General features: G+C 54.0%; 12 protein-coding genes and 1 tRNA gene. 5 read left to right on the top strand and 8 right to left on the bottom strand.

The features are described 5' to 3' along the window. Nucleotide 1 precedes the first annotated feature (1 nt). The 5 genes from VLV32_08580 to VLV32_08560 form a co-directional block, all read right to left on the bottom strand. Complete coding sequence (locus VLV32_08580; GenBank protein ID HUL41940.1) at nucleotides 2-751, bottom strand: phosphatase PAP2 family protein; 750 nt, start codon at nucleotides 749-751, stop codon at nucleotides 2-4. A gap of 343 nt (nucleotides 752-1,094) precedes the next feature. Continuing rightward, on the bottom strand, nucleotides 1,095-1,835 hold the full coding sequence (locus tag VLV32_08575; protein HUL41939.1) for an arginyltransferase: 741 nt from the start codon (nucleotides 1,833-1,835) through the stop codon (nucleotides 1,095-1,097). Further along, entirely contained in the window at nucleotides 1,819-2,517 is a 699-nt protein-coding gene (aat, locus tag VLV32_08570) for a leucyl/phenylalanyl-tRNA--protein transferase (GenBank protein ID HUL41938.1), read from the bottom strand. The genes VLV32_08575 and aat overlap by 17 nt, the downstream gene beginning before the upstream one ends. 51 nt (nucleotides 2,518-2,568) lie before the next feature. Continuing rightward, a complete protein-coding gene (locus VLV32_08565; protein HUL41937.1) occupies nucleotides 2,569-3,117 on the bottom strand; it encodes a superoxide dismutase family protein in 549 nt (182 codons plus the stop codon). Nucleotides 3,118-3,155: 38 nt separating this feature from the next. After that, a complete protein-coding gene (locus VLV32_08560; protein HUL41936.1) occupies nucleotides 3,156-3,857 on the bottom strand; it encodes a (2Fe-2S)-binding protein in 702 nt (233 codons plus the stop codon). A 200-nt stretch (nucleotides 3,858-4,057) separates the two neighbouring features. Here VLV32_08560 and VLV32_08555 point away from each other — a divergent pair, with 200 nt between their 5' ends. After that, nucleotides 4,058-4,453 carry a hypothetical protein gene (locus tag VLV32_08555; protein HUL41935.1) on the top strand — a complete coding sequence of 132 codons (396 nt, stop codon included), beginning with the start codon at nucleotides 4,058-4,060 and terminating at the stop codon, nucleotides 4,451-4,453. 315 nt (nucleotides 4,454-4,768) lie between these two features. Next, nucleotides 4,769-5,482, top strand: a complete 714-nt coding sequence (locus VLV32_08550; GenBank protein ID HUL41934.1) for a YqgE/AlgH family protein — start codon at nucleotides 4,769-4,771, stop codon at nucleotides 5,480-5,482. Between the two features lie 64 nt (nucleotides 5,483-5,546). On the opposite strand, the gene VLV32_08545 is transcribed toward VLV32_08550, so the two are convergent. Next, nucleotides 5,547-7,010: a glycosyltransferase family 39 protein gene (locus VLV32_08545; GenBank protein ID HUL41933.1), complete on the bottom strand. Its 1,464-nt coding sequence runs from the start codon at nucleotides 7,008-7,010 to the stop codon at nucleotides 5,547-5,549. A 550-nt stretch (nucleotides 7,011-7,560) separates the two neighbouring features. Here VLV32_08545 and VLV32_08540 point away from each other — a divergent pair. Further along, on the top strand, nucleotides 7,561-8,580 hold the full coding sequence (locus VLV32_08540) for a glycosyltransferase family 9 protein (protein ID HUL41932.1): 1,020 nt from the start codon (nucleotides 7,561-7,563) through the stop codon (nucleotides 8,578-8,580). Nucleotides 8,581-8,746: 166 nt separating this feature from the next. On the opposite strand, the gene VLV32_08535 is transcribed toward VLV32_08540, so the two are convergent. Then, a tRNA-Arg gene (locus VLV32_08535) sits at nucleotides 8,747-8,822 on the bottom strand. A gap of 114 nt (nucleotides 8,823-8,936) precedes the next feature. Next, nucleotides 8,937-10,811 carry a lipase maturation factor family protein gene (locus VLV32_08530; GenBank protein ID HUL41931.1) on the bottom strand — a complete coding sequence of 625 codons (1,875 nt, stop codon included), beginning with the start codon at nucleotides 10,809-10,811 and terminating at the stop codon, nucleotides 8,937-8,939. A gap of 117 nt (nucleotides 10,812-10,928) precedes the next feature. Here VLV32_08530 and VLV32_08525 point away from each other — a divergent pair, with 117 nt between their 5' ends. After that, nucleotides 10,929-12,107, top strand: a complete 1,179-nt coding sequence (locus VLV32_08525; GenBank protein ID HUL41930.1) for an MFS transporter — start codon at nucleotides 10,929-10,931, stop codon at nucleotides 12,105-12,107. Further along, nucleotides 12,104-12,637 carry a peroxiredoxin gene (locus tag VLV32_08520; protein HUL41929.1) on the top strand — a complete coding sequence of 178 codons (534 nt, stop codon included), beginning with the start codon at nucleotides 12,104-12,106 and terminating at the stop codon, nucleotides 12,635-12,637. The genes VLV32_08525 and VLV32_08520 overlap by 4 nt, the downstream gene beginning before the upstream one ends. Nucleotides 12,638-12,790 lie beyond the last annotated feature (153 nt).

Below are 12,790 nucleotides of genomic sequence, written 5' to 3'. Positions count from 1 at the left end.
ATTAACCCGGCTGAAAAGCGGCCTCTTTTTCCGGAACTGAATGGCGCCGCAACAGCAGTTCGTATACGGCAAGCATCACCAGCCAGCAAATGAGTGCCGCCCAGAGCTGATGCGAAAAAAAATGCGCGCCCTGCATGACGCGCCCGAAGCCAAGTATAAATCCGAGACCCAAACCCCCGAATAGACCCCAATTTGCGAGCTTGCGATTGCGCAAATGCCGCCCGGCAAAATATAACGCCATTAAGCAAAAGCCCGCTGTAGAATGTGCCCCGGGCCAGCAATTACCGGATTTGACGCCCCGCGGTGTTTTTTCAAACAAAGCGACGTAAGGCGCATAGCCGCCAAATATTTTTAAATCATACGGGCAGTGCTTGGGACTTTCGTTTTTAAGCAAGTTCACCGTCGCGGTTGAAAGTGCCATCGCAAGAACCACAAAGACTAGAACACGGCGCAAGGGAGCCAGCATGGCAACCCAAAACGAGGACACATATGCCACGAGCACTGATAAACCCAAAAGGATCACTGCGTACTTGATCCAATGATGCATCACCGTTTCAAGAAACCAGTTGTCGCGTAGCGGGAAGCGTCGAGTTTCGGGATTGAAGAACAGACGCGTAATTCGCTCATCGATACCCAGTATGTAGATCACCCACAGTATCAGGGAAGCAGCTGCTGCGGGAATGACCAAATGCAGCAGGTAAAAATGCCGTGAGCTATTGTATATTTTCGGCCGCTGCGCAGTTTCTATCATTTTCGACAGAAAATTCAAGCCGCCATTTACGGTTAGAGGTAATTTCGATAAATGTAAAAACTGGTACGGTGACCGCTAAATGCTTGTCGCGTTTCTGAGCAGTTCTGAACCCCGTTCCGTTTTGATCTGAAAGCTGCTGGGTCCGCCACAGCCACAGGCGCGGTCTTTTCGAGCCCTGTCACCTTGCTGGTGTCAACAAAGCAGCATCTTGATCAGGTTGAGCAGCACAGATTAAGTTCAGGATCGCATTTAAGCGCGTCCTTGCCGCCCGGTAGCGCCCAGTCCTGCTGTGTTCAAGAATGCGCCGCCTTGAACGTCCTGCCAAGGTGCAACCACGTTGCTGTCAGGTCGCCGCAAGCGGGCCGAACAGCGGTTGCCAGCGCTCACCAATGAGTCCCTGCATCGGCTGAAATTTGGCTTTGTAGGCCATTTTGCGGCTTTCCGCGATCCAGTAGCCGAGGTACAGATAGGGCAACCCGAGGGCGCGGCACAATTCGATCTGCCACAACACATTATAAGTGCCGTAGCTTGCTCCCGGTACTCCAGGCTCAAAAAAAGTGTATACCGACGATAAGCCATCATGCAGGCGATCAATAATGCTAATCATGCGCAGTGTTGATCCATCGCGAAACTCCACCAGCCGCGATTCGACATTGCTTTGCAACAGGAAATGTTGGTACTGTTCGCGACTGTCCTGATCCATTCCGCCACCGGAATGGCGGCTTGCCTGATAACGCAGATACAGCGCGTAATGTTCGGCGTTGTACTTCAGGTCCAGCAATTCGGCGCGCAATTTCTGGTGACGCTTCCAAGCCCGGCGCTGCGCGCGGGATGGAGCAAAGGCGCTGGCGATGAGCCGCACCGGAATGCAGGCGCGGCAGCTGTCACAGTGCGGTCGGTAAGTAAATGCTCCGCTGCGGCGGAAACCGCTTCTCACCAGCTCGCTGTAAACCGCGGAGTCTATCAAATGGCTCGGGGTCGCCACTTGCGAGCGTGCCATTTTCCCGGGCAAATAACTGCACGGATATGGAGCAGTTGCATAGAACTGCAACACCGACAGCGGAAATTCATTCAAGTAAGTCATTATCAAACCGCCAAATTCCTTCTGCGCCCCCATAGTGTATCAATTCTTCAATGATTCGAGTAAATTGTGTGCGCGGAATTTCACGCGCGCCTAAGGATGCCAGGTGTGCAGTCTTCATTTGACAGTCAATGATGCCGAAATTCCAGCGCGCCAGTTGTCGAACCAAATGTACAAACGCGATTTTTGACGCGTCGCTTACGCGTGAGAACATTGACTCACCAAAGAACGTGCGACCCAGCGCTACACCGTAAAGACCCCCAGTTAGCTCGCCGTCTATCCATGTTTCCACCGAATGCGCATGGCCGAGCCGATGTAATTCTATATAGGCCTCGATCATTCTGGCGTTGATCCAGGTCCCACTTTGGTTGCGGCGCGGTGCGGCGCAACCCGTAATAACTTGGTCAAAAGCGCGGTCGGCGGAAACCCGGTAATCGTGTTTTTGCAATGCCTTGCGCAAGGAGCGGGAAATTTTAAGTTCTGCGGGGAATAACACCATGCGCGGGTCTGGTGTCCACCACAGAATGGGTTCGTCTTCGTTGAACCACGGAAATATGCCTTTGGAATATGCGTAAATCAGACGCTTGCAAGACAGATCGCCGCCGACCGCTAACAGACCGTTAGGCTCGGTAAGTGCGCGCTCCGACGGTGGGAATGAGATGTCGGAAGTCAGCCAAGGAATCATCGCTTCATTTTAGGCGATCATTCCGCATCCGGTATAGCTAAGGACAGTGCTTTAGTAACCGGAATATCCGGATTTATTCTTATCAACGAAGAGGAGCACGCCGCACGCCACTCGGGCCCCGGAATTTCCGTCAGGTTGCGAAATCAGGTCATCCGGATCGGCATGAACAATGACGCTCCGGTTAATAATACTGTCATAGGCGTTCGGGTTGAGCGCAATGCCCGAAGCCTCATAAGTGAAGGTGGCGTTGCCGGAGTGGTCGGCAGTCAGGTTGCCGAGGTCACCCGCTTTGTGCTCGGCGCTCCCAGGTGCGCCGTGTTTTTTGGCCAAGGGATTGAAAATTGGTCCCGCGCTCATGCCGTTCGCTGCGCTGCAATCGCCGTTTTGGTAAATGGCAAAACCGTGCAAACCCGGGGCCAGGCCGTGGACATTCGCGACCACAAGCACCTTGGCGCCTTTCTGAGTGAATGTAACAGTACCGCCGACCTGATTTCCTCTTGTAGGTTGCAGGCGTGCGATTGCGGGGGGTGTGGACCCGTCCATTCCGGCGCAACCCGCCAGCACCAGAAACAAAGTTGCAGCTGTAAGCAGAGTTTTCATTGCGAGCTCTTAGCCGTTACTAAGCTGCCAAACGGCGTTCAGCATCTGACTTGCTGTTGGCAGAATGCTTTCAGTTCGGTAACCACTGCCTCGCCGGTTACGGGTTTCTCCGCCGCGTTGGAGCCGTACTCCAAATTCAGCCTAAAGTCGTATTTGGAAAAAAAATCGTTGAACAGCTCTCCGCCCAGTGTTCCGACCGCGAACAATTCGTCTGTTTTCTTGTTATATTCAAGCATGATCGCAGCAAGCGGTTGCGGGGCGGGACCGGAAATTACTTTCGCGCCCTGGGCGGGATCGTATTCGCTATGTTCGGCGCAGCAGTGAATCACGTTGGCGTTCCCGATTTTTGGACTGACGTCTCCACGGAAACTGATAAAGCTGATCTGCCTGGTTGGGTACGCGAGCTGGTGGGCGCAGATTGCAGAATACGCGACAATCGAACGGTCCGCGCCGACCCCGCCGTTCCAGTGATAGCTTTTGCCGTCGGCAGTAGCAAGGATTGCGTCGCTGGTAGTGGGTTTGCCGAGGTTCAACAGGAAACACGGCGTGCCCACAAACGGGTAATTGAAAATATAGTTGCGCTTAATCTGCATTTCAGATGTCTTGAACGGGTGCCCGTCGTAGTCCACCAGAAGCGTTCTGGAGTAAAACCGGGGTTCACGGCTTTTCGCGGCTAAAGTGTCGCTGGCAGCCAGTGCTGCGGTGACGGCACAAATCTTGATGAATTCCCGTCGTTCCATGAGCGATCCGGAGGAGTGGTGCTTTTTTAGCACTCAACGCTCCGGGATGTCAACCGGACGGCCATGGATTAAAACCTGAAAAAAGCGGCGGAGATGTGCTCGCCGTCGGACGCTTGTCGTGATATCTGCGGCAACCAGCGACTGGCAATACGTTTCCGTTCAGGCTATTCTTGAATCTTGCATGATTGTGAGGAAAGAAAATGCCCGATCAAAGCCCGGAAGTTGAGGCTCTGCTCAAGGAACTTCGCACTTTTCTTGCCAACGGCAGCGAGCCGTGGGAACAAAGACGCGAACTGATGCAAAAAATAAATCATGTGATTGAAGGCGGGGAAGTGGATTTATTTGTAGGAATGGCACGAGAAATGAGCCGAATCGGCGCAACCTACGCCAACTTGTTGCAGGCGTTTGCCCAGTTCGGCGTTGCGCAGCAGGGTGGGGCGGCTCTCGTGGATTGGTTCACGCGTTCCTTGCGCCAGCCGACTTCCATGGTGCAGCCGTTCCCGTTTCAGGCAGGATTTGATTATTTCAAGCAGCTTTCCGATTTCATGAGCGCTCAAGCCAGGTCGGAAGACGAATCGCAAAAGAAAAAAGATTAACCCAGGGCTGGGCGTTTCACGGAAAAGCGACGTTGGCGCCGTGAGGAAAATAATATTGCAAAGCTTACTACTGCTAACATCGTCAAAAAAAACGGGCGTGGGGGACACGCCCGAAGTTTTATAAAGGAGAATGAGCAAGCGCGAAACTTCACGCTTGCAAAAAAATACCAGCAAGAACGGTGCCAGCAATCCATTCTCAGCTAATCAAGAGGTTATACGGCCGGGCAGGGCGGGCGCTTGTGCCGGAAACGATGCAGCTGTTGCACAATTGTCCGCGGATTTGGCAGTATGCTCTATTTGCGTCGAATTACGAGAATGAAGTTCCGGTTTATTTGCGTTTTTTTGCAGGCCCTGTTTCTATGCGGATGGGCGTTGCCGGCTTGGTCCCAAGCCGGCGAGGATGCGGTTGGCCTATTTCTGGTGGCGAAAAAGGACATAGTGGACCCGAATTTCCGCGAGACCGTGGTTCTGGTGCGCCGGATTCCCGGGGGTGCGATAGGAGTAATCATCAACCGGCCGACAGATTTCCCGCTAAGCAAGCTGTTCCCGGATTATCCGGTATTGAAAGAAAAGAACAATATTGTCTATATTGGCGGACCCGTTTACCCTCGGTCACTGGTTTTCGTGTTTCGTTCCAGCGAACCGCCACGGTGGAGCCTGCATATGATGGGCGACGTTTACCTGGGCTTGAGCATTGACCTACTCCAGAAATTACTGTCGAGTCCCCAAACGCAAAAGCAATTAAAGATTTACGCCGGGCACTCCGGCTGGGGAGAGGGGCAATTGCAAAACGAAATTGAGCGCGGCGATTGGTATGTGGTTCCCGCCGAAGCAAGTGTGGTATTTGAAATGGAACCGGATAAAATCTGGCCGGAGCTGATTAAGAGAGCCAGCACCCGCAGCGTAAAAATGGAACAGCCGGGCCTGCGTGATAGATGGATCCATAACGCCGGAGACGCGCACCGGCTAAATGTGCCGGTGAGTGTCTTTGGCGCGATGCAGACAACGGGAGTCCGGGTCGCACCGTAAAGTCCTCGTTGAAGGCTCCTTAACCGCCTGCATTTGACCGGTTCAGATCCGAATAAAGATGTGTCTATCCCGGGCGCGTGCGCAATAATTCGCAGTCGCCGAATCTAGCGACCGGTTGTAATCGCCTCAGCAGCGAGCGCGGCATGCGATCGAGATCTTCATCTCTTGCAACGACAAAACTTTCTTTGGTGCCCAAAACATATTTTGCCGCCTTATCAACGTCGGAAATTTGTTTAGCTTCCCCGTTTGAATAGAATTCCGCGGAATAGGGTTTGTCGAATAAATAAATAAGCGGGCTCGATGAATCGGAGCGCAGCATCTTATATCGCGCCACCACGTCTTTTTGAGATTTGTAAGGGGCCACATCCGGGACAATAAAGATCACCAGTGACAGCGCAATCACTGGCACGGGAAGAGCCAGAAACGCCAACCCGAGATTGCCAAAATCGGATTTAGGGCCAGTTTCTACTGGTAACCGCGGCTGCAAAACTTCCGCCAAAAGTAGTGCAAACGCGGGTAGGCCCGGTAACACGTAGGTCAACAAAATATTCGCACTGAACGTAAATAAAATTAATGGCCCTGCGGTCCAGAGAATCAGATAAGTAAGCCACTCGTCCTGGACTATTGCCGGAAGCGATGGCTTACAGGCCGTCGCCAACCTAACCAACCGAACGATAAATACAAGTGACCAGGGAAATGCCGCTACGATCCAATATGACCAGATCATGCCGCGCGCATGCATATGCGCAGCACCGTATAGGTCACCCCGCCAACCGCTGTGCAAATACCGATCCCAGTGCTCGCCCACGATAAAATAATGGAGAAAGCCGGGCGTGCGCATTTCGGCCAAGAGATACCAGGGAACGGCAATGATGAACATTAGAATAGTCCCTAGCGCCCAGGGTAGTCGCGCAAATAGCATGCGCCACTTTTTATGCCATGCTATCCAGATGCCGACCGGAATTAGAGTCAAAACGACGGCTACCGGGCCTTTAGCTAGAATGCCGATCGCCAAGCCGATAAAAAAAGCATAGCCCCACAAGCGCCCGTGCGGCCCAGTTTCGGCTAGAGCGCGCCAGAAGGCGACCATCGACAGGGTGGTGCCAAGGGTCAAGGCCTGATCCGTCATTACTTGGCCGGCCACAAAGAAAAATAATGCCCCAGTGCTTAGTACCACTAAGCTTATCAGCGCGACGCTCGAGCCGCGTTGTTTCAAAGCCAGGTGATAGATCAACCAACCGACTAAAATTGCAAGTACGAACGACGGCAATCGCGCCGCAATATCGTTGACGCCAAAAAGCTCTAGTGAACCCGCTGTCAGCCAGAAAGACAAGGGAGGCTTACCCCAGAATGGCACCCCGTAACTTATCTGTGGAGTTACCCAATTGCCGGTTTCAACCATTTTTCTGGCTATCTCTGCATAGCGTGATTCGGTGGTTTCGAACAGCGGGTACGCGCCAAGCGTAAGTAGTCGTGTCGCGATAGTCAGAAGCAACACTGTCAAAAACAGTTTCTTATGTTGGTTCATGTAAGCAAGCGCCACAGGTTGGTGAAAATGGGTTCCGGCGTGTAATCGTTTTGATTTATTTTGTGCTATGGCGTGGAGACGCCGCATGCCGGAAAGAGGATTAACAGGCATCTACAATCAAACAATTTTCGAATCGCCAAATTTTCGTCGCGGCATTCAGTATGCCACAGAAAAGCCGCACAATCGCCACCTGCATTACTGCAGTGGAGATAGAGATGAATAATGCCGGCCGTTACCGTTGGCGCAGAAAGCCCGCTGCTAATTGGATCAAATGCGCCTGACTCGTGGCGATGAAGAAAATGAAACAAAACTGTGCCCGGTTGCCGAAAACGGCGCTAACGGACATACTTAATGTGCATGGATCGCAAGCGTGAAGCGCGCAGCTTCGATGCTAAATGATGTTTGAGACGCATACCCATTTAGAACGGCATATTCCGGATTCCTCGGTCGCGGCCCCTGGGCCGAGTCCAAGTCGCGGAAAGCATCGGGCGTCATTGCCAGAAAAATCGGATCAGCCTGCGACTTATTCTGATTGTACGACGGTGCCAGGATGAAGATTTTGCTAGTCAGGCCGGACGGCATCGGCGATCAAGTGCTGTGTTTACCCGTAGCGTCGGCTCTTCGCAACCTGATGCCAGGCGCACGTATTACTTTTCTCTCCAGCACGTACGCGGCCCCGGTTTTGCAACATCACCCGGATATCGATGATGTACTGACCGTAAATGGCAACGAACGTTTCGGAGAACTGGTTGCACTGTTCCGCAAAGGGTTCGACGTTGCCGTTTTTCTCAAGCCGTTTCCCAAGTTGATGATTGCCGCGTGGGCCGCGCGCGTGCCAACCCGAGTCGCCACCGGCTATCGCTGGTACAGCATTTTTGCAAACCGGAGGGTTTATGAACACCGGCATGATTTTTCAAAGCATGAAAGCGAATATAATGTCAGCCTCCTGAAAGGACTCGGCCTCAGCCCCGGCCCAAACACGCGGCCGGTGCTGGTGCTGACGAGTGGCGAGCGGCAATGGGCTCAAAAGAGGCTCGATGGATTGCCCAGGCCGCGGGTTATCGTCCACCCGGGCGGAATTTCAACTCGTCGCTGGCGCATCGAACATTACTGGGATCTCGTACAAAAATTAGCCGGGAAAGGATTCGGCGTAATTCTCACAGGAAGCAGTGATGAGGGTCAACGTTTTGGTTCCGAGAGACCATCCGGTCAGGATTCATTGTACGGAGTCTTGAACCTCATGGGCCAGATGAGCTTGAGAGAGCTTATGGCCGTGATCGCTGGCAGCGACGTACTGATAGCCGGGTCAAGCGGCCCTATTCATCTCGCAGCGGGGCTCGGTTGTCCCATCGTAAGCATGTTTGACCCCCGCCGCAATCAACTCCCAATTCGCTGGCAACCGTTGGGGCAGGGCATCGTGCTCAGGCCTGATGTGCCGACCTGCGAAAAATGCATCTACGAAGATTGCCCTTATTGGGATTGCCTGGACCGGATCACGGTGGATCAGGTGGCGTCCCGGATCCAGCACGTGCTTGAGCACGCGGAACCGGTAAGTGTAATGCACGTGTAACTTTGCGACTCAACCTCGCAAATATCGCGCTTGCCGCAAGTCCGCGTCAGGTTGCGGTTAGGCCAGTACTGCCGTTCATGAATTCCAGTGCCCAGGTATTTTTCAGTGGCATAACCGCGCCCGGAGTTGACTGCAAATCTTCGTAGACGTGCTGCTTGTGAACAGTTGGCGCCCCGAACACGAATCGAACGTGCGACCTGCCCCTTAGGAGGGGGCTGCTCTATCCACTGAGCTATCGGGGCGACGCGCGCATTCTAGCCTATATCGCAGCCGCGAATCACGAATCCGGGCGCGCTTCAGTGCGCGATGTGCCTTGCGGGAACTCGCGTGCGAGGGATCGCAATTGAACGTTGACTTCATTGTGGATGCATTATTTCTTCGATGACCTTGGACGGGGGAGCGCCGCCGCTCGCGCGGCTTGTGCTTAATTCCACCGCCGGATAATAAAGCCCTGACAGTTTACGATCCCACCAAATCCCCTTGCTGTCTTTCTCTTCCGGGCTCGAAAACCGGTAGTCATAAAGCAGCGCGCGCACATATCGAGGAGGCTTGTCCGGAAACGGGTTGCCATCAAGCAGCGCAATGACTTCGCGGGAATTTTGCAGCAGACGCCGCAACAAACGCGAGAACCAAGGGTTGTTGTCCGGCGTCCCCAACGCCGCGAACCACATCTGCCAATCAAGCCGGGGCTGGTGCGGGATATTCCACGGCGGGCGCCGCGTTACATCACCCGGCTTGTACTTGAACGCGTATTCTTTCCAGCGTACGGCGTCATCTGAGCCTTCAATAATGATTTCCTGCCGCTCGGTGGTCATTACAGCGAACACACCGTATGTGTTGACGATACGGAACGGCCCAACGCCGTATTCGACCCACATAACAGGTGCCGGGACGCGGCCGTTGAATGTCGCATAAAGCTGTCCGCTGCTCACGAACACAATCAAAAGCGCAAGCGAACCGGTTACGAACAAAGCGATTTTTCCAGTTTCGAGGATTGGTTTGCGCTGTTGCAGCCACAGCGCCAGGCGTTGCGGGACTACCGTGCCAAGCGCGGCATCGTCAAACAGCGCCAGGCACAAGGTCATGGTGAGAAGGTTAAAAAAGTTGTAATTGCCGGTAAGTGATATGCAGATCTGAAGCAGAAAAAAACCGAAGGCAGCGACGAAGCGCAGCCGCCTGGGACAGAAAATAAAAAGCGGCAATACCAGCTCAACGAGGAAGGTGACAGCTGTAGCTGCCATAAGCACGCCCAGTGGCAAATGATCAACATACCAAGCAAGCGGTGTGGGCAGTGGCTGCGTTTGAAAATGGTAGGACAGGGCAGTAAGATTCCTCCAAGTGGGATCTCCGCTCAAGAGCTTGACCGCGCCTGACAGAAACATGAAGCGGAATATCAGCCATCGCAGCAGCCAAATTCCAATTCTTTGAGAAAAGCTCAATATAAGTCCGACAAATCCGGCTTCAAGCAACAGCAGGTCCCATTGAAACGTCATGAAGTCCTGGCCGGCATAGAAAAGCGAGAGATAAAGCGCATAAAGCAGCAGCAGGCACAGGCGCGGCAGAATATTGAACAGCAGCAGCAGAGACAGCGCGGCGCCCGCCCAGCATGCGGCTTGTATGGCTGAGTCCCCTGACGCCAGCCAGAATACCATCGGGAACGCCCAGTAGCGCTGCACGCCGAAAACCTGTTTGATGGCATCGATAAATTCAGGCAGCGGCAGTATGCCGTGGCTGCCGATCAGTCCAAGCGCCTGCACGCCGAAGGAAACAAATGCGGCGAGGTAGATAAGCGCAATGCCGCGCAGGAAAAGCCAGGAAACCAGCCCGAAGCTCGGCGGCGCGTAATCGTGTCCCCACAGCAGCAGACTCAAGCGGTGAAACGCGGGCCGGTGCGAAGCGATAAAGGCATAAGTCCACTCGGACACTGCGGCAAAACCTGGGAGATTGCGGTATAGCGCGAGCCAAATTCCTTTGCCGCGGGCGTGGCTCAGCGTAAGAAAACTGGCTTCGGCGGCACTGGCGGTCTTGCCGTCGGGTGCAATGTATTGAACGGCTCGTTGAAATTCCTTGATCGAAATTTGCGGGAAGCGCGAAGCAGCTTGCTGGTAGGGTTGGTAATTTACCCGGTCCTGAGTGAGCTTTTGCCAATAGCGCGCCCAGTAAGTGCAAAACCCGCAATCGCCGTCATAGATCAGGATTGGCCTGGAGCTGTCGGCATCGGCTGTTCCCATGGCTATAGATTATGCCTGAAGAGGAAAAAAAACGTCGATATCCGTTTCAGGCGAATATTTGGCTTACAATGCACGCAGTCCTTGTCATTTTGCTGAACAAATACATTGCCGCAACGATTGCCGCGCACCGTAATCATTCTCGGCTTGGTCAGCTTCTTTAACGACTTTGCGTCGGATATTGTCGTTCCGTTAATCCCAATCCTGCTTGCGACCGTTTTATCTTCGGGCCCCGTCGCACTCGGCTTAATCGAGGGTGTCGCGGATGCGGTAGCTAGTTTTTTAAAGCTATGGTCCGGGCGCCATTCTGACCAGTTGCATAGCAGGCGCAAGGGACTGACATTGTCTGGGTACATATTGTCCAATCTCGCGCGACCGCTGCTGGGTTTGGCAGGCAACTGGCCGCTGGTTCTTGTTTTGCGCAGTCTGGACCGGGTGGGCAAGGGCGTGCGCAGTGCGCCTCGCGACGCGCTGGTGGTGGACGCCACGCCTCCGGAGATGCGCGGCTACGCTTTTGGATTTCACCGTGCGCTGGACAACGGTGGGGCAGTTACAGGAAGTCTTGCCGCTGCCGGAATACTTGCGTATTCCGCGCTCTCCCTGCCGCAAGTGATTTTACTTTCCGCCATACCGGGATTTATTGCGGTATTAACCCTGCTGTGGGGAGTCCGAGAAACCACTGCAGTTGGAATACGGCCGCGAGCGGAACTGGCGCCGCTTTCCTGGCGTGGCCTGCCGTCGCCGATGCGGCGCTATCTTCTGGTACTGGGCTTGTTCACATTTGCCCGCGCCTCGGAAACGTTCATCGTCCTATTCGGATTTCAGCTGCATATCGGCGTGGTTGAGCTGCTGTTACTGTGGGCGGCGTTGAATCTCGCCAAAACCGCGACGTCGACTTGGGGCGGCAGGCTGGCCGATAAGCTGGGGCGCGGCACACTTTTGCTCATGAGTTGGACTGCCTTTGCCGTCAGTTTTCTGCTGCTCGGCAACGTTACCGGGAACTCGGGCTTGTGGGCAGTGACTATTGTATACGGTCTGTTCATGGGAATGAGCGAAGGCGCCGAGCGCGCGTTGGTTGGCGATTTTTCCAGTGTCGGCGAGCGCGGCACGGCATTTGGCTGGTACCATATGATACTGGGATTGACCGCTATTCCTGCGGGCGCAGTGTTCGGCGCAATTTGGCACTATCAAAGCGCGACAATGGCATTCTTTTTCGCGAGCGGTATGGCGGCGCTGTGTGTGCTGCTATTGCGCGCCTGGGTGTGGCCACATTTCATTTTGAATCAATCCGTGCCATGAAATTCGTGATTTTAGGGCTGGTGTTGGCGCTCGGCATGGTTTTTTGGAGCAATTTCGTGCGGGCCGCCGGCACTCCGAAGGCTGGCGAACCGGCCCCGGATTTCAGCCTGCCTGATCAGAACGGCACCGTGCACAGCCTGCGCGATTTCAGCGGCAAATGGTTGGTACTGTATTTCTATCCCAAGGACGATACGCCGGGGTGCACTCAGCAAGCATGCACCTTCCGCGACGACTTGCAGCAGCTGACGGCAATGGGTGCGCAGGTGGTAGGCGTGAGTGTGGACGATAGCGCGAGCCACGCTGCGTTCGCGAGGAAATACCATCTGCCCTTTCCCTTGCTGGCGGACAAAAATGGAGACACCGCGAAACGCTATGGCTCAATTTTAAATCTGGGCATCATCAAGTTTGCCAAGCGTAATACTTTCTTAATAAGTCCTCAGGGAAAAATCGCCAAGGTTTATCTCAGCGCCGATACTTCACGCAATTCCAAACAGGTCATTGAAGATCTGAAGCTGCTGGCTGCGAAATAATGCATGTTTTGCAATTGTCGATGATCATGTATGATAGGCGGCACGTGCGGCCACCCTGTCCGGTCTGGGCCGCGGAGCCTCACCCCATACGAATCGAAATATATAGTCGTTTGCCTAGACCGGTCCCGGGCTTTGCTCGGTTAGGCCGATTTA

This window comes from Burkholderiales bacterium, assembly GCA_035518095.1.
Classification (GTDB): domain Bacteria; phylum Pseudomonadota; class Gammaproteobacteria; order Burkholderiales; family JAHFRG01; genus JAHFRG01.
Note: the sequence above shows the minus strand (reverse complement) of the source record. Positions and strands in the feature narration are given on the sequence as shown.